Source organism: Quadrisphaera sp. INWT6, assembly GCF_015390235.1.
Classification (GTDB): domain Bacteria; phylum Actinomycetota; class Actinomycetes; order Actinomycetales; family Quadrisphaeraceae; genus Quadrisphaera.
In genome coordinates, this window is record NZ_VUOH01000002.1 from 929,303 (window position 1) to 944,380 (window position 15,078).

16 protein-coding genes and 1 pseudogene are annotated in these 15,078 nt (G+C 78.0%); 6 read left to right on the forward strand and 11 right to left on the reverse strand.

Annotated features, from left to right (window positions below):
• Positions 1 to 18: 18 nt before the first annotated feature.
• Complete coding sequence (locus tag F1641_RS09260; RefSeq protein WP_194904609.1) at positions 19 to 708, reverse strand: response regulator transcription factor; 690 nt, start codon at positions 706 to 708, stop codon at positions 19 to 21.
• Positions 705 to 1,883 carry a cell wall metabolism sensor histidine kinase WalK gene (locus tag F1641_RS23125; protein WP_206690800.1) on the reverse strand — a complete coding sequence of 393 codons (1,179 nt, stop codon included), beginning with the start codon at positions 1,881 to 1,883 and terminating at the stop codon, positions 705 to 707. The genes F1641_RS09260 and F1641_RS23125 overlap by 4 nt, the downstream gene beginning before the upstream one ends.
• 223 nt (positions 1,884 to 2,106) lie before the next feature.
• Between F1641_RS23125 and phoU the strand changes: the two genes are divergently transcribed.
• Positions 2,107 to 2,769 (forward strand): phosphate signaling complex protein PhoU, encoded by a 663-nt coding sequence (gene phoU / locus F1641_RS23130; protein ID WP_194904613.1) that lies wholly within the window; start codon positions 2,107 to 2,109, stop codon positions 2,767 to 2,769.
• 95 nt (positions 2,770 to 2,864) lie between these two features.
• Here phoU and F1641_RS09275 read toward each other — a convergent pair whose 3' ends face one another.
• On the reverse strand, positions 2,865 to 3,605 hold the full coding sequence (locus F1641_RS09275; RefSeq protein WP_194904615.1) for a phosphoglyceromutase: 741 nt from the start codon (positions 3,603 to 3,605) through the stop codon (positions 2,865 to 2,867).
• Positions 3,606 to 3,657: 52 nt separating this feature from the next.
• Positions 3,658 to 4,943 (reverse strand): annotated as a pseudogene (gene mshA / locus F1641_RS21250) (D-inositol-3-phosphate glycosyltransferase).
• A 149-nt stretch (positions 4,944 to 5,092) separates the two neighbouring features.
• Between mshA and F1641_RS09285 the strand changes: the two are divergent.
• On the forward strand, positions 5,093 to 5,926 hold the full coding sequence (locus F1641_RS09285) for a class I SAM-dependent methyltransferase (RefSeq protein ID WP_194904617.1): 834 nt from the start codon (positions 5,093 to 5,095) through the stop codon (positions 5,924 to 5,926).
• 1 nt (position 5,927) lies between these two features.
• Here F1641_RS09285 and F1641_RS09290 read toward each other — a convergent pair whose 3' ends face one another.
• From F1641_RS09290 to F1641_RS09300, 3 genes are read right to left on the reverse strand one after another with little or no spacing between them, the layout of a single operon-like run.
• On the reverse strand, positions 5,928 to 6,257 hold the full coding sequence (locus F1641_RS09290; RefSeq protein ID WP_194904620.1) for a DUF2516 family protein: 330 nt from the start codon (positions 6,255 to 6,257) through the stop codon (positions 5,928 to 5,930).
• Between the two features lie 30 nt (positions 6,258 to 6,287).
• Positions 6,288 to 6,725 carry a D-aminoacyl-tRNA deacylase gene (dtd, locus tag F1641_RS09295; RefSeq protein ID WP_194904622.1) on the reverse strand — a complete coding sequence of 146 codons (438 nt, stop codon included), beginning with the start codon at positions 6,723 to 6,725 and terminating at the stop codon, positions 6,288 to 6,290.
• Between the two features lie 10 nt (positions 6,726 to 6,735).
• Entirely contained in the window at positions 6,736 to 7,818 is a 1,083-nt protein-coding gene (locus tag F1641_RS09300; protein ID WP_219729523.1) for an asparaginase, read from the reverse strand.
• 131 nt (positions 7,819 to 7,949) lie between these two features.
• Between F1641_RS09300 and F1641_RS09305 the strand changes: the two genes are divergently transcribed.
• A complete protein-coding gene (locus F1641_RS09305; protein ID WP_194904623.1) occupies positions 7,950 to 10,241 on the forward strand; it encodes a bifunctional diguanylate cyclase/phosphodiesterase in 2,292 nt (763 codons plus the stop codon).
• A complete protein-coding gene (locus tag F1641_RS09310; RefSeq protein ID WP_194904625.1) occupies positions 10,238 to 11,710 on the forward strand; it encodes a bifunctional diguanylate cyclase/phosphodiesterase in 1,473 nt (490 codons plus the stop codon). The genes F1641_RS09305 and F1641_RS09310 overlap by 4 nt, the downstream gene beginning before the upstream one ends.
• Here F1641_RS09310 and F1641_RS09315 read toward each other — a convergent pair.
• The gene (locus F1641_RS09315; protein WP_194904627.1) at positions 11,673 to 12,218 is read right to left on the reverse strand and encodes an aerial mycelium formation protein; all 546 of its coding nucleotides are present in this window, start codon (positions 12,216 to 12,218) and stop codon (positions 11,673 to 11,675) included. The two genes, F1641_RS09310 and F1641_RS09315, sit on opposite strands and share 38 nt — an antisense overlap.
• A 166-nt stretch (positions 12,219 to 12,384) precedes the next feature.
• On the opposite strand from F1641_RS09315, the gene F1641_RS09320 reads away from it, so the two are divergent.
• Positions 12,385 to 12,627 (forward strand): hypothetical protein, encoded by a 243-nt coding sequence (locus tag F1641_RS09320; protein ID WP_194904629.1) that lies wholly within the window; start codon positions 12,385 to 12,387, stop codon positions 12,625 to 12,627.
• Positions 12,628 to 12,637: 10 nt separating this feature from the next.
• On the opposite strand, the gene F1641_RS09325 is transcribed toward F1641_RS09320, so the two are convergent.
• Positions 12,638 to 13,159: an FABP family protein gene (locus F1641_RS09325; RefSeq protein ID WP_194904631.1), complete on the reverse strand. Its 522-nt coding sequence runs from the start codon at positions 13,157 to 13,159 to the stop codon at positions 12,638 to 12,640.
• Between the two features lie 294 nt (positions 13,160 to 13,453).
• On the opposite strand from F1641_RS09325, the gene F1641_RS09330 reads away from it, so the two are divergent.
• Positions 13,454 to 13,681 (forward strand): hypothetical protein, encoded by a 228-nt coding sequence (locus F1641_RS09330; protein ID WP_194904634.1) that lies wholly within the window; start codon positions 13,454 to 13,456, stop codon positions 13,679 to 13,681.
• 24 nt (positions 13,682 to 13,705) lie between these two features.
• On the opposite strand, the gene F1641_RS09335 is transcribed toward F1641_RS09330, so the two are convergent.
• The gene (locus F1641_RS09335; RefSeq protein WP_194904636.1) at positions 13,706 to 14,812 is read right to left on the reverse strand and encodes a folate-binding protein YgfZ; all 1,107 of its coding nucleotides are present in this window, start codon (positions 14,810 to 14,812) and stop codon (positions 13,706 to 13,708) included.
• 78 nt (positions 14,813 to 14,890) lie between these two features.
• Positions 14,891 to 15,040 (reverse strand): hypothetical protein, encoded by a 150-nt coding sequence (locus tag F1641_RS09340; RefSeq protein WP_194904638.1) that lies wholly within the window; start codon positions 15,038 to 15,040, stop codon positions 14,891 to 14,893.
• Positions 15,041 to 15,078 lie beyond the last annotated feature (38 nt).

The window sequence follows — 15,078 nt, forward strand, 5'->3', positions numbered from 1 at the left end:
CGTCGCACCCGCCGCGGCTCAGGCGGCGGGCGCCTCGACCTTGTAGCCGAGCCCGCGGACCGTGACCAGGAAGCGCGGGTCGGAGGGGTCCTCCTCGACCTTCGCGCGCAGGCGCTTGACGTGGACGTCGAGCGTCTTGGTGTCGCCCACGTAGTCCGAGCCCCACACCCTGTCGATCAGCTGCCCCCGGGTCAGCACGCGACCCGCGTTGCGCAGCAGCAGCTCCAGCAGCTCGAACTCCTTCAGCGGGAGCCGCACGGCCTCGCCGCGCACCGTCACCACGTGGCGGTCGACGTCCATGCGCACCGGGCCGACCTCGACGGCCGAGGGCACCAGGTCCTCCGGCTCCGACCGCCGCCGCAGGACGGCCCGGACCCGGGCGAGCAGCTCGCGCGCCGAGTACGGCTTGGTGACGTAGTCGTCGGCGCCGAGCTCCAGGCCCACCACGACGTCGACCTCGGAGTCCTTGGCCGTGAGCATGATCACGGGGACGGCGCTGCGCGTGCGCAGCTGGCGGCACACCTCCGTGCCGGGGATCCCCGGGAGCATGAGGTCGAGCAGCACCAGGTCGGCGCCGCCGCGGTCGAACGCCGCCAGCGCCGTCGGCCCGTCGGCCGCCACCTCCACCTCGTAGCCCTCCCGCCGCAGCAGGTAGGACAGCGGGTCGCTGAACGACTCCTCGTCCTCGACCAGCAGAACCCTCGTCATCGTGCCGACTCCTCCTGCTCGGTGCCGGCGGCCGCGCGCACGGGCCGCCTCGGGGGTGCCTGCGGCACCCTCAGCGTGAACGTGGAGCCCTGCCCCTCCTGGCTCCACAGCTGCACGTCGCCCCCGTGGCCGGCGGCGACGTGCTTGACGATGCTCAGCCCCAGGCCGGTGCCCCCCGTGACGCGCGAGCGCGCGGGGTCGACCCGGTAGAACCGCTCGAAGATGCGCTCGCGGTCGGCGGGGGCGATGCCCAGCCCCTGGTCGCTGACGGAGACCTCGACGAGCCCGGCGGCCTCGTCGAGGCGCACCCCGACGGCCACCCGGGTGCCGGCGTCGGAGTAGCGGATGGCGTTGTCGACGAGGTTGCGCACCGCCGTGGTGAGCAGCTCGGCGTCGCCGACGACCTCCAGGCCGGTCTCGGCGCCCGTCTCCAGCGCGATCCCCCGCGCCCCCGCGGTGGTGCTGCACCTGTCGACGGCCTCGGCGACGACGTCGTCGACGTCCACGCGCTCCGCGGCGGCCAGCGGCTCGCCGTCCTGCAGGCGCGACAGCTCGACGACGTCGTGGACGAGCACCGCCAGCCGCCGCGCCTCCACGCCCATCCGGGTGGCGAAGCGCCGCACGGCCTCCGGGTCGTCGGCGGCGTCGGCCATCGCCTCGGCCAGCACCGACACGGCGCCCACCGGGGTCTTGAGCTCGTGCCCGACGTTGACCACGAAGTCGCGGCGGACCTGCTCCAGGCGCCGGGCCTCGGTGCGGTCGCTGCCCAGGACCACGACGTGCAGCGGCCCGAGCGGCGCGACGCGCACCGACAGGGAGCGGCGGGCGCCCCCGGCCGCGGGCACCCTCAGGTCGACGTCGACCTCGCGGACCTCGCCGTCGGCGCGCACGGCGCGCGCGGCGGCGAGGAGGTCGGGCTCGACGAGGGCGGCGCGCCGCACGAGCCCGACGGCGTGCGCCGCCGGCGAGGCGCGGACCACGGCGTCGGAGACGTCGAGCACCACCGCGGGGCCGCCGAGCACCGCGAGCAGCTCGGGGACGCCCGCGGGGAGGTCGTCGGGGTCGGGCTGGGGGTCCGGCGCCGCCCTGGCCCCGTCGCCGTGCCGGACGGCGAGGGCGACGAGGCATCCCACGACCAGCCCCAGCAGGGCGGCCACCACCACGGAGGCCTGCACGTCCGCCACACTAGGGCCGCCCGGGGACCCCCCGGGGCCGACCGGGTGGACCGCGGGGCCCGTCCGGGGTCCGGTTCGCCACCTGTTCACCCGGGCACCTGGCGCTGTTCACCGCGGGGCGCCAGGCTCGTCGGGCCGCGCCGCGCGCCCCCGCGCACCGGCCCTCCGCAAGCCCTCCGCGGGCCCACCGGCCCCACCCGCCCGTCGTCAGGAGAAGACCCCCGTGCGCGACCTCTTCCACTCCGAGCTCGACCAGCTCGCCGAGCGCCTCCAGGAGATGTGCGGGCTCGTGGGCGCCGCCATGGGCAGCGCCACCCGCGCCCTGCTGGCCGCCGACGTGCGCCTGGCCGAGAGCGTCATCGCCGCCGACGTGCAGATCGACGAGGCGCAGCGCGAGCTCGACGAGCGCGCCGTCGCGATCCTCGCCCGCCAGGCCCCGGTGGCCACCGACCTGCGCGTCGTCGTGGCGTCGCTGCGCATGAGCTCCAGCCTGGAGCGCATGGGCGACCTCGCCCGCCACGTCGCCCTGCTGGCCCGCCTGCGCTACCCGCAGAAGGCGGTCCCGGCCGACCTCGAGCTGACCTTCGCGGAGATGGGCGCCACCGCCCAGCGCATCGCCTCCAAGGCCGGTCGCGTCATCGCCACGCGCGACCTGGCGCTGGCCGCCGAGCTGGCGAAGGACGACGACGCCCTGGACGACCTGCACCGCCAGGTCTTCGCGGCGCTGTCCTCGCCGTCGTGGAGCTCCTCGGCCGAGACCACCGCCGACGTCACCCTCGCCAGCCGCTTCTACGAGCGCTACGGCGACCACGCCGTCTCGCTGGCCAAGCGCATCACCTACCTGGTCACCGGCGACGTCGACGGGCCGCTCGACCCGGTCGTCTGACCGACCGCCCCGCGGGGCGAGCACGACGAGGGCCCCCGGACGCGCGTCCGGGGGCCCTCGTCGTGCTCAGGGGCGACGGGCGGTCGCCCGCCGGCTCAGCGGCCCTGGTTGGCCACGGCCGCGGCGGCCGTCGCGGCGGCCTCGGGGTCGAGGTAGGTGCCACCGGGGGTGGTGGGGCGCAGGTCGGCGTCGAGGTCGTAGTGCAGCGGGATGCCGGTGGGGATGTTCAGCCCGGCGATGTCGGCGTCGGAGATGCCGTCGAGGTGCTTGACCAGCGCGCGCAGGGAGTTGCCGTGCGCGGCGAGCAGGACCGTCCTGCCGGCCCGCAGGTCGGGCACCACGGACTCGTGCCAGTACGGCAGCATCCGGTCGACGACGTCGGCGAGGCACTCGGTGAGCGGGGCGTCCGCGCCGAGGTCCGCGTAGCGGGGGTCGGCGTCCTGGCTGAACTCGCTGCCGCGCTCGATCGGCGGCGGCGGCACGTCGTAGGAGCGGCGCCACGTCATGAACTGCTCCTCGCCGAAATCGGCGAGGGTCTGCTTCTTGTCCTTGCCCTGCAGCGCCCCGTAGTGGCGCTCGTTGAGGCGCCAGCTGCGGCGGACCGGGATCCAGTGGCGGTCGGCGGCGTCGAGGGCGAGGTGCGCGGTGGTGATGGCGCGGCGCAGCAGCGAGGTGTGGACGACGTCGGGCAGCAGGCCCGACTCGACCAGCAGCTCTCCGCCGCGCGCGGCCTCGGCGCGCCCCTTCTCCGACAGCGGGACGTCGACCCACCCCGTGAAGAGGTTCAGGGCGTTCCACTCGCTCTCGCCGTGGCGCAGCAGCAGCAGGGTGCTCATGGCCGCGACCCTATCGCCGCGGTCGGGCCCCCTCCGTGCGCCGGTCGGCCGGTCAGGCGGTGCGGCCGGCCCGCGCCGCGCGCGAGGCGCGGGCCGCGTCGTAGCTGCGGAGCACGCCCTCCGCGCTGGCGGCCCAGCCGAAGCGCTCGGCGTGCCGGCGCGCCCCGGGGGCGAGCGCCGCGCGGCGGTCCGGGTCGTCGACCAGGGCGCCGAGCACCTCCGCCCACCGCGCCGGGTCGTGGCCGTCGACCAGGGCGCCGGAGGTGCCGTCGGCGACGGCGGTGGCCAGGCCGCCGACGCGCGCGGCGACCACGGGCGTCCCGCAGGCCTGGGCCTCGAGCGCCACCAGCCCGAAGGACTCGTTGTGGCTGGGCACGGCGACCAGGTCGGCGGCGCGGAACCACTGCGGGAGCAGGTCGCGCGGCGCGGGCGGCTCGAACCTCACGACGTCGGGCACGCCGGGCACCCCCGCCAGCCCCAGCCGGTGGGCCAGGGCCGCGAGGTCGTACTCGCCCCGCGCCGCGGGCCCGGCCCCCGAGAGGCCGCCGACGACCGGGACGACCAGCCGGTGGCGCAGGTCGGGGCCACCGCGGCGGAGCAGCTCCGCCGCCGCGCGCAGCAGCACGTCGGGCGCCTTGAGCGGCTGCACCCGCCCGGCGAAGAGCAGCACGACGGCGTCGCGGGGCAGCCCCAGGGCCTCGCGCGCCGCGGCGCGGCCGCCGTCGGGCCCCGGGCCCGGGGAGAACCGCCGCAGGTCGACCCCGGGCGGGACGACGTCGACGCGCTCAGGGTCCGCGCCGCACAGGGAGACCAGCTCGCGGGCCTCCTCGGCGGTGTTGGCGACCAGCCTGTCGGCGGCGGCGACCACCTGGTCCTCGCCGATCACGCGGGCGCGGGGCTCGGGGACGTCGCCCTGCGCGAGGTGGGCGTTCTTGACCCGCGCGAGGGTGTGGGAGGAGTGCACGAGCGGCACCCCCACCGGTCGGCGGCGAGGTCGCCGACCTGGCCCGAGAGCCAGTAGTGGGAGTGGACGACGTCGTACCAGCCCGGCTCGTGGCGGGCCTCCGTGCGCAGCACCCCGGCCGCGAAGGCGCACATCTGGGCCGGAAGGTCCTCCTTGGCGAGGCCCTCGAAGGGGCCGGAGGGGACGTGGCGCACCAGGACGCCGGGGGCCAGCTCGACCACCGGCGGGGCGTCGGAGGAGCGGGCGCGGGTGAAGACCTCGACCTCGGTGCCGCGGCGGGCCAGCTCGGTGGCGAGCTCGACGACGTAGACGTTCATGCCGCCGGCGTCACCCGTGCCGGGCTGGTCGACCGGAGAGGTGTGCATGCTCACCATCGCCACGCGGCGGGGCCGCCAGCCTCCGCTGAGGGGTGGGCGCTGGCGGGCGCGGCGGAGCGGCACGGCGCGACGGTAGCCCTCCCGGCGGCCCGCTGCAGCGCCCGGACCACCGCCCGGGGGACTGGCAGGGGACGATGGGCGGCGCCATGGCCCCGTCGTCCCGCACCTCCCGCCCGGTGGGGCGGCCCACCCGCGGGACCACCGGGACCAACCGGCTGCGCCGGATCGACAGGTGGGCCACCGGGCCCGCGGGCGGGCTGCTGCGCTCGGCCGACGACCCGCTCGTGGTCGACCTCGGCTACGGGGCCTCGGCCACCACCACCGTCGAGCTGGCCTCGCGCCTGCGCGCCGTGCGACCCGACGTCGAGGTGGTGGGGCTGGAGATCGACCCCGGGCGCGTGGCGCTGGCCCGGGCTGCCCTCGAGCGGCTCCCGGCCGGTGCGGCCGCGGGGGTGCGCTTCGAGCTCGGCGGCTTCGAGCTCGGCGCCCCGGCGGTGCTCGCGGGGCGCCGCCCGGTGCTGGTGCGCGCCGCCAACGTGCTGCGGCAGTACCCGGTCGAGGAGGTCGCGGGCGCCTGGGCGCTCGTGGCGGGGCGGCTGGCCCCCGGCGGCCTGCTCGTGGACGCGACCTGCGACGAGGTGGGACGGCGGGCGGCGTGGCTGGTGGTCGGCGGCGACGGCGCGCCCCGCTCGCTGGTGCTCTCGCTGCGGCTCGCGGGCCTGGAGCGCCCGGGGGCGGTGGCCGAGCGGCTGCCGAAGGCGCTCATCGAGAGGAACGTGCCCGGCGAGCCGGTGCACGCCTACCTGGCGGCCCTGGACGCCGCGTGGGCGCGTCAGGCGCCGCTGGCGGTCTTCGGGGCGCGCCAGCGGTTCGCGGCGGCCTGCGCGGAGGTCGCCGCGCAGGGCTGGCCGGTGCGCGGGCGCCCGGCGCGCTGGCGCCTGGGCGAGGTGGCCGTCGACGCGGGCGCCGTCGGCCTGTGACTCACCAGCCGCCGTAGGGGCCGCTGGAGGTGCGGCCGCCGGGGCCCTGGACGGACTGCAGCGCGGGCTTCACGCCGACGAGGAAGTACGCCACCGCCGCCACGGAGATGATGTTGAGGAACCCCAGCGGGTTCGCCCCCAGGGACACGAAGCCGATCGCCGAGGCGACGGCCGTGATGGTCACCCACAGCGGCTTGCTCTGCTTGCCGGCGGCCGGGTACGAGGGCCCGCTGAAGCGGATCGCGGTGACCAGGGCCCACACCTGCAGCCCCAGCGCACCCAGCCCGAGCGCCAGGAAGACGATGTTCTGGCCGGCGCCGATGAGGTCCATCCCCTGATCGTAGGCGGCGGACCGCCGCCGTCAGGGCTGCGAGCGCGTGTCGAGCAGGATCGTGACCGGTCCGTCGTTGACCAGCTCGACGGCCATGTCGGCCCCGAAGACCCCGGTGCCCACGCGCAGGCCGCGGGCGCGCAGGTCGTCGACCACGGCGGCCACCAGCGGCTCGGCGACGTCGCCGCGGGCGGCGCCCGACCAGGAGGGCCGCCGCCCCTTGCGGGTGTCGGCGAGCAGCGTGAACTGGCTGACGACGATGACGGGCGCCCCCGCCTCCAGCACGGACCTGTCGTCGCGCAGCACCCGCAGGTCGGCCACCTTGCGGGCCACCTGGGCCGCGTCGGCGGGGCCGTCGTCGAGTCCTACGCCCACCAGCACCACCAGGCCCGGGCCGTCGAGCTCGGCGACCACCTCGCCGTCGACCACCACCCGGCCCGAGGCGGCCCGCTGGACGACGGCCCTCACAGCGCGGCCCTCACAGCAGGCCCTCGGGCAGGGACCGGTGGCCCTCGTGCGCGGGGCGGGGCAGCGGGTCGGGCAGCAGCGCAGTGACCGCGCCGACCGGGCGGCCGTGGCCGAGCACCGGCTCGCGGCCGAGCTCAGCGAGCACGGGGGCGTCGACGCCCAGGGCCCGCAGCGCCGCGGCCAGCACCACCGGCCGGGGGCGGGAGGCGCCGTCGAGCACCTTGAGGGCCACGCCGCGGCCGTCGGGCAGGCCGGCGGCGTACACGCCCTCGGCGCCGTCCTTGGCCACCAGGCCGGGCACGCCGGCCATGAAGCGGGTCACGTCGCGGCCGGTGCCGCCGACCATCTCCGGGTGGCTGCTCATGGCGCGCGCCACGGCCGCCTCGGCGCTGCCGGGGGCGCGCCCGGGCGCCCCGGCGATGCGGCCGAAGGCCCGGGCGAGGCCCGCCAGCGGCAGCGAGTGCAGCGGGGCGCCGCACCCGTCGACCGTGGTCAGGTTGTGGGCGCTCCGGGCCAGGTCCGCGACGGTCGAGCGCACCTGGCGCTGGAGGGGGTGCCCGACGTCGAGGTAGCCGCCGGTGTCCCAGCCCGCCGCGACGCAGGTCGCCAGCATCGCGGCGTGCTTGCCGGAGCAGTTCTGCACCAGCGCCATCGGGCCGCGGCCGGCGGCGCGCCAGGCGACGGCCTGCTCGGGGTCGTAGGGCACGTCGGGGGTGTTCAGCAGCGCCGACGGCGCCAGGCCCGCCCCGTCGAGGATGCGCAGGACCCCGTCGAGGTGCTGCTGCTCCCCGGAGTGGCTGGCGCACGCCAGCGCCAGCAGCGCCACCTCGTCGTCCGGGGCGTCCTCTGCCGTGCCGAGCTCCAGGCCCGCCTGCAGGCAGGCGACGGCCTGGAGCGGCTTGAGGGAGGAGCGGGGCCAGACCCGTGCCTGAGGGTCGCCGACGGCCGCCTCCACCTCGCCGTCAGGCCCGGTGACCACCAGGTGGCCGAGGTGCACCGACTCGACGAGGGGGCCGCGCACGACCGCGGCCAGCGGCACGGCGCGGCCCGCCAGGGACAGGTCCATCGGGGTTCCCGCTGCGCCGGAGCTCATCCCCGCAGCATCGCGCAGGCCGCGCGAGGGGGCCGCCCGGGTCCCCCCCTGCGGCGGCGGCGCACGTCCCCGCGCGGCTGACGCGGCTCCGGGCGGTGACGGACGGGCCGGGGTTGCGGGAGAGTGGGGCCGTGACGACAGCGGCGGCGCGGCAGCGCGGGCGGGTGCCCGTCACCCCGGTCGCCTCCGTCGCAGCGCTCGTGGCGGTGCTGGTGACCGCGGTGGTCCTGGCCCCGGAGGGCGCCTCGGTGGCCCTCGTCGGCGCCGTGCAGGTGGTCGGCCTCGTCGCCGCGGTGGCCGGGGTGCTGCACCGCCGACCCGCACGGCCCGCCGTCTGGGCCTCGCTGCTCTCCGCCGCCGCCCTGTACAGCCTCGCCTGGTGGTTCCTCGTGGCCGACGCCGGCCCGTGGGCGGTGGCCGCCACGTGCACCGCCGCGTTCCTCGCGCTCGGACGGGCGGTGGTGGCCGTGGGCCGCCAGCCCGAGCGCGACGCCCTGGTCGACGCCGTCGACGTCGCCCTGCTCGCGATCGCCGCGGCCTCGGCCTCGCTCGCGCTCGTGTCCGCCCTGCACAGCGACGCGCAGCCCGGCACCTCCACCGCCGAGACCTGGCTCGCGGCCCAGGCCGCCGCGGCCGTGGTCTTCGCGGCGGCCGCCGCCTGGTCGGTGGTGACCGGCAGGGCCCGCCAGGGCGCCATGCGGTGGCTCCTGGCCACCGCCGGCAGCCTCGTGGTCTGGCTCCTGCTCACCCTGGGCGCCGCCCTCGGCCCGGGCTACCAGCCCGGCTCCGCCGTCGACGCCGCGCTGGTGCCCGCCTGGACGGCGCTTGCGGCCGCGGCGTGGGCGCCGTCGATGCGCGCGGTTGGGCGCACGGTCGCTCCCACCAGCCGCCGCTTCCCCGGCACCCTGGCCGTGCTCGGCGCCGCGGTCACCCTGGTGGTGCTGCCCGCGCTGGCCCGCTACAGCGACGCGGAGGAGCCCGTGCCCGCCGTCACGGCCGCCTCGGCGGCCACGGTCGCGCTGCTGGTGCTGCGGCAGGTCCTCGCCACGCGCAGCGCCCGCCGCGCCGGCGGGGTCGACGCCCTCACCGGGCTGGGCACGCGCCGCACCCTGGTGCAGGCGCTGGCGGCGCGCCTGTCCGAGCCGACGAGCCCGCCGGCCCTGCTGTGCGTGGTCGACCTGGAGTCCTTCGCCGACGTCAACGCCACCCGCGGCCACGCCGCCGGCGACCGCGCCCTCGCGGCCGTGGCCGCGCAGCTGTCGGCCGCGGCCCCCGCGGGAGCGCGCACCTACCGCATCAGCGGCGACGGGTTCGCCGTGCTCGCGCCGCTCCCGCCCGCCGGCGCCCCCTCGGAGGCCGACGACGCGGCGGTCGCGCCCTCGTGGGTGTCGCAGCGCCTCCTCGAGGCCCTCGCCGTGCCCGTCGAGGTGCCCGGGGGCGAGGTCAGGCTCAGCGGGCGCGTCGGCGAGGTGGTGCTCCCGCCGCTGCCGGCGGCGGACCCCGACGACGCCCTCGCCGTCTCGATGGCGGCCACCGCGCAGCTCGGCGACGCCGAGCTCGCCCTCGGGGAGGCCGCGCGGCGGCGCCTCCCGGTGGTCACCGCGACGCCCCACATGCTCCAGGCGCGGCACGAGGAGCGGGCCCTGGCGGCCCGGCTGCCCTCGGCGCTCGCCGGCGGCGAGGTGGTCCCGCACTACCAGCCGATCGCCCGGCTCGGCGCGTGCGCCGCGGACGACCGCGTCAGCGGCTACGAGGCGCTGGCGCGCTGGCAGCACCCCGAGCGCGGCACGCTCGGGGCCGACCGCCTCGTGCCGCTCGCCGAGCGCCTCGGGGTGGTGCGCGACGTCGACGAGGCCGTGCTGCGCGTTGCGCTCGCCGACTGCGCCCGCTGGCGCTCCCGGGGCGCCCTCGACCTCTCGGTCTCGGTCAACGCGTCCGCGAGCACGCTGCTGCGCCACGACCTGCCCGCCGTCGTCCTGGGCTCGCTGGACCGGGCCGGGCTCCCCGGGAGCGCGCTGGTCCTCGAGATCACCGAGGGCTCGTGGCTGTCCGACCGCGAGCGCATCGCCGAGCGCCTCCACCTGCTCCGCGAGCAGGGCGTGCGCGTCGCCGTCGACGACTTCGGCACCGGGTACGCCTCCCTCGACTACCTGGTGAGCTTCCCGGTCGACTCGCTGAAGGTCGACAGGTCGCTGGTCCAGCGGATCGCGGAGCCGGCCTGCGCCCGGCTGCTGCGCGGGGTCGTCGACATCGCCCGCGACCTGGGCGTCCTCGCCCTGGCGGAGGGGGCGGGCACGGCCGACCAGGTGGAGCGGGCGCGCGCCCTCGGCTTCGGGGCCGTCCAGGGCGTCGCCCTGGGGGCGGCAGCGCCGGCGTCGTCGGTGCTCGCGGCGGCACCCCCGCTGGCGGGGACCGCCTGGTGAGCCCGGAGCGCACGACCGACGAGCAGGGCCGGCTGCTGGCCCCGCAGCCGGACCACCAGGCCGACCTGGCCCGCCGCGCCGCGTCCGACCCCCTGACGGGCCTGGCCAACCGCTCCGAGCTGCGCCAGCGCCTGGCCCACCACCTCGGGGAGGCCGGCGGGTCCGCCGCGGTGCTCTACCTCGACCTCGACGGCTTCAAGCAGGTCAACGACTCCCTCGGCCACGCGGCCGGTGACGAGCTGCTCGTGGCGGTCGCGGGGCGCCTGCGGCAGCAGGTGCGCACGAGCGACGTCGTCGCCCGGCTCGGGGGCGACGAGTTCGTCGTCGCCCTGCTCGACGACGACGCCTCCACCGCGGAGCGGGTCGGCCACGAGGTGGCCCACCGGGTGCTGGCGGCCCTGCGCGACCCGGTGCGCGCCCGCGGCCGCACCGTGCGGGTGAGCGCGAGCATCGGGGTGGCCGTGGCCGACGCGCGCCGCGGCGAGCGGAGCCCGCTCGACGCGGCGGTCTGCGACCACGCCCCCGCGGGCTCCGGGACGAGCGGCAGGTCCAGCGGCGACACCGTGCTCGCCGACGCCGACGCGGCGCTGTACCAGCGCAAGGCCCACGGCCGCGACGGCGTGACGTGGTTCGACGACGCCCTGCGCGAGGCGGTCCGGGCCCGCGACCGGCTCGAGGTCGACCTGCGCTCCGCCACCGGCCAGGGCCAGCTCTCGCTCGACTACCAGCCCGTCCTGGACCTGGGCACGGGCGCGGTCGAGGAGGTGGAGGCGCTGCTGCGCTGGGACCACCCGCAGCGCGGTCGCCTCGGGGCGGGCGAGCCGGTGGCCGTGGCCGAGCGCAGCGGCATGATCGCCGACGTCGGCGCGTGGGTGCTCACGGCCGCCGTCCGCGACGCCGCGGACCTGTGGGGCCACCGCGAGCCCTTCACGACCTGGGTGAACGTCTCGGCGCTGCAGCTGGTGGAGCAGGGCTTCACCGACGGGCTGCTCCACCAGCTGGCGCGGGCGGGGCTGGCGCCGTGGCGCTTCGGGGTCGAGGTCACCGAGCGGGCCCTCAGCGCCGGGGGCCTGGTCGAGCAGGAGCTGGTGCGCCTGTCGGCGAGCGGCATCAAGGTGGCCGTCGACGACTTCGGCGCCGGGTCCAGCTCGCTGGCGCAGCTCTCGCACTTCCCGGTCGACGTGCTCAAGGTCGACAGGTCCTTCACGACCGCGGCGCTGTCGCGGCGCGGCCAGGCGGTGCTCAGCGGGCTGGTGACGCTCGGGCACGCCATCGGCGCCAGGGTGGTCGGCGAGGGCGTGGAGACCGCCGACCAGCTCCGCGCCCTGCAGCGGGCGGGCTGCGACGCCGCCCAGGGGCACCTGCTGCTGCGACCGGGCCCGCCGCGCGGCGCCCTGGCCCGGGTGCTCGCCCACGACGAGCGCGGCAGGGTCACCCCACGCGCAGGCGGCGGCCCAGCTCCTCGGTGAGCCGGCCCTCGACCTGCTGCACCTTGCGGCGGGTGGTCGACAGGCGGCCCTCGATGCCCCGCAGGTGGGCGATCGTGTCGGCGAGGTCGGCGTCACCGAGCTCGGCGGGGGCGCTGGTGCGCACGTCGGCGACGGCGAGCTCGGCCTCGCGGCGGTGCTCCCCCACGCGGCTCGGCTCGACCGACAGGAAGCGCCCGATGCCCCGCGTGGAGCGGCTGTCGTCGGCGAGGATCCGCGAGAGGGCCTCGGCGAGCTCGGCGTCGCTGCGGGCCGCACCGCGCCCGGGGGCCGGGCGCTCGCCGCTGCGGTGGGCCCGCTCGGCCTCGAGCAGGTCGAGGCGGCCCTGCAGCAGCCGGCGGGTGTAGGAGAGGTCGGCCTCCTCCTGCTGCGCGTCGTCGCGCCGGGCCCGGAGCACGGCCTCGTCGAGACCGGTGAGGTCGTCGGTGTAGGCCGGGTCGAGCACGTGGTCGAGCCGTCGCCGCCCACCGGGGCGGTAGTCCAGCGTCATGGCCCGAGGGTAGCCGCGGGCACCCCCCGGCGTCCGGCTCTCGGCGCGGCGCGCCCGGTGGCGGTGGGGGACGACGCGGTCACGGCCCGGTCACGGCCCGGTCACAGCCGGTGTCGGTCCCGCGTGGCGCCGCAGAGCGGCCCCCGGGTGGGCGCACCCTTCGAGGATGATGCCGTGGCAGCGTGGCCCCGAGCAGGTGCCGGGTGACCTCTACCTCGATCCGACCCTCCCCGCCGGTGACCGGGTGGCGGTCTCGTGCGGCCCGTGGACCGCCGAGGCGACCCACGTGTGGACCGGCGGGGGCTGGGCCCGGCTGCTCACCGCCCCGGTGCAGCTCGTCCCGGGGGCGAGCCCCGCGACCAGCGCGCTCGGTGCGCCCGGGGCGCAGAGCCCGCTGCTCGCGTCCTGAGCGCGCTCGGTCAGTCGACCCGGCGCAGCCGGGCGGACAGGCGCGGGTGGAGCGGCTCGGTCGAGCTGGCGACGTCGAGCACCCACAGCAGGTCGCCCTCGACCTGTCCGAACGTGCGCTTCGCCGCGGTGTAGTCACCCGCGCTCGCGGTGCGCACCACGGCGTCGGTGACCATCTCGACGCGCGTGCCCAGGACCCGGCCGACGAGGACCTCGACCACGCCGGTGGGGTGGGCGAGCACCAGCTCGACGTCGACCCCGGGCTTGCGGGGGTCGGACTGCTCCGCGGCGGTGCGCCAGTAGCCCGACTCGGTGTCGAGGGGCTCTGTGCGACCGCCGTCGGGGTCCAGGCGCCACACCTGGGAGGTCCAGGACAGGAAGCCGCGGGGGTCGGCGACGACCTCCACCTCCTGGCCGACCTGGGCCTCACCGGCCTCGGGCGAGGCGATGACGCCAGCGCCCTCCCAGCGGCCCACGAGCCAGCTCAGGGGGACCAGCGATGCGGGCAGGGACGCGTCGATCTCGAGGGGCACCGTCACGCCTCCGCTCAGCGCTGGCCCTTGAAGAGCCTGAAGACCACGTAGAAGGAGAACCAGCCGATGACCAGGCTGCTCAGGACGAGCAGCGTCATGTAGAAGATCTCGAGGGCCTCGATGCTCACCCGTGGACCCTACCGCCGCGCGGCCCCGGGGCCCCGCCGGTGCGGCCGGCGCCGGGTGCGACGTGCGACACGTCAGGCGCACCCCCCGACGTCCCCCACCCAGCGTGACCGGATGCGTACTCTCGGCAAGGGACGCCCGCTCCGGGGGTCGGGAAGAGGGGGACGCGTGGACGTGCTCGTGGTCCTGGGGGCCTGGGCCGGCGGCTCGGTCGTCGTCAGCCTGGCGGTGGGGACCGCCATCGCCCGTGCGGACCGGCGATCCCGCGCCGCGGGAGCCGCGCGCGACCGCTCCGCACCCCGGTCGGCGACCTCCGCGCAGGTGCTGGCGCTGCTGCCCCGCCCCCGGTCGGCCGTGGCCGACGCCGCGGCGGACGGGCTCCTCCGCGCCCCCTGACCGGCGCACGAGCCCCCGGCGGCCTCAGGGCTGCGGGCGGCGCGGGCTCCCGAGCACCGGGCGCGCGTGCGCGGGCGCCACGTCGGGGTCGACGACCGCCTCCTGCGCCGCCGCGACCCCGCCCGCGCTCAGGCGCGCCTCCAGGGGCGTGCTGCGCCGCACCAGGGCCAGACCCACCGGGCCGAGCTCGTGGTGGCGCGCGGCGCTCGTGAGCCGGCCCACGACGCGGCCGCTGTCGACGTCGACCACGTCGGCCCCGGGCGCCGGCAGCGCCGCGCCCGAGCCGTCGAGGTGCAGCGCCACGAGCCGCCGCGGCGGGCGGCCGAGGTTGTGGACCTTGGCGACCGTCTCCTGGCCGCGGTAGCAGCCCTTGGACAGGTGCACCGCCGTGCGCAGCCAGTCCAGCTCGTGCGGGATCGTGCGCTCGTCGGTCTCGACGCCCAGGCGCGGGCGCCAGGCCGCCACCCGCAGCGCCTCGGCGGCCCAGGTGCCGGCGAGCGGGCGGTCGGCCACGAAGGCCTCCAGCTCCTCGCGGGGCACCAGCACCTCGCGCCAGGGGCGGTCGGCGCCGGGGTGGTCGGCGTCGGCGGGACCGTAGCGGGCGGAGACCGGCCCGGTGCGCGGCCAGGGGTCGACCCACGCCAGCGGCTCCCCCGGCAGCGACTCGCGCGCCACGGGCTCACCGACGACGGCGAAGGCGCCGGTGGCGTCGGTGACCTCCACGCGCAGCGTGAAGCGCATCGAGTCGAGCCACGCGGCCGCCGACGGCCCCTCGGAGCCCTCCAGCACCAGCCAGGTGGACCCGCCGTCGTCGACGACGTGCAGCGCGTGCTCGACCCGGCCCTCCGGGCTGAGCAGCAGCGACTCCACCGACGTGCGCGGCGGCAGGTCGACCAGGCGCTGGCTGGTGAGGGAGTCGAGCCAGCGCAGCCGGTCGGCGCCCGAGACCCGCAGCACGCTCCGGTGCGACAGGTCGACCACGGCCAGGCCCTGCTCGAGCATCCGCTGCTCGCGCACCGGGTCGCCGTAGTGCCAGGCCACCCCCGCGTCGGGACCCTCGGCCTCGACGGCTCCGGGGCGGGCCAGGAGGGGGCTGGAGGGGCGCGCTGGCTCGGTCGCGGGCTCGGTCACGCCGGGTGCAGCGCTCGCGGGGCGCCGCTGCTTCCCGGGCCGCCGCCGGGCGGCTCCCAGGCGCCTCTCGGGCAGCCGTCAGGCGGCGCGGCGGGTCGTGTCGGCGGGCGCGGGGGCGGCGGCCACCGGGGCGCCGTGCTCGCGCGCGGACGGGTCGACCGCCAGCTGCACCAGGCGGAACAGCACGAAGGCGGCCAGGAGCAGCAGCACCACGGGCAGGAGGTCCATGCCTCGACGGTCGCAGACGGACGGCCGCGCGCCCCGGC

Coding starts and splice junctions, on each gene's coding strand:
- F1641_RS09285 (WP_194904617.1), top strand. CDS start 5,093: ATGGCCCCGTCGTCCCGCACCTCCCGCCCGGTGGGGCGGCCCACCCGC.
- F1641_RS09275 (WP_194904615.1), bottom strand. CDS start 3,605: ATGAGCACCCTGCTGCTGCTGCGCCACGGCGAGAGCGAGTGGAACGCC.
- F1641_RS09315 (WP_194904627.1), bottom strand. CDS start 12,218: ATGACGCTGGACTACCGCCCCGGTGGGCGGCGACGGCTCGACCACGTG.
- F1641_RS09300 (WP_219729523.1), bottom strand. CDS start 7,818: ATGAGCTCCGGCGCAGCGGGAACCCCGATGGACCTGTCCCTGGCGGGC.
- F1641_RS09290 (WP_194904620.1), bottom strand. CDS start 6,257: ATGGACCTCATCGGCGCCGGCCAGAACATCGTCTTCCTGGCGCTCGGG.
- F1641_RS09320 (WP_194904629.1), top strand. CDS start 12,385: ATGATGCCGTGGCAGCGTGGCCCCGAGCAGGTGCCGGGTGACCTCTAC.
- F1641_RS09260 (WP_194904609.1), bottom strand. CDS start 708: ATGACGAGGGTTCTGCTGGTCGAGGACGAGGAGTCGTTCAGCGACCCG.
- F1641_RS09340 (WP_194904638.1), bottom strand. CDS start 15,040: ATGGACCTCCTGCCCGTGGTGCTGCTGCTCCTGGCCGCCTTCGTGCTG.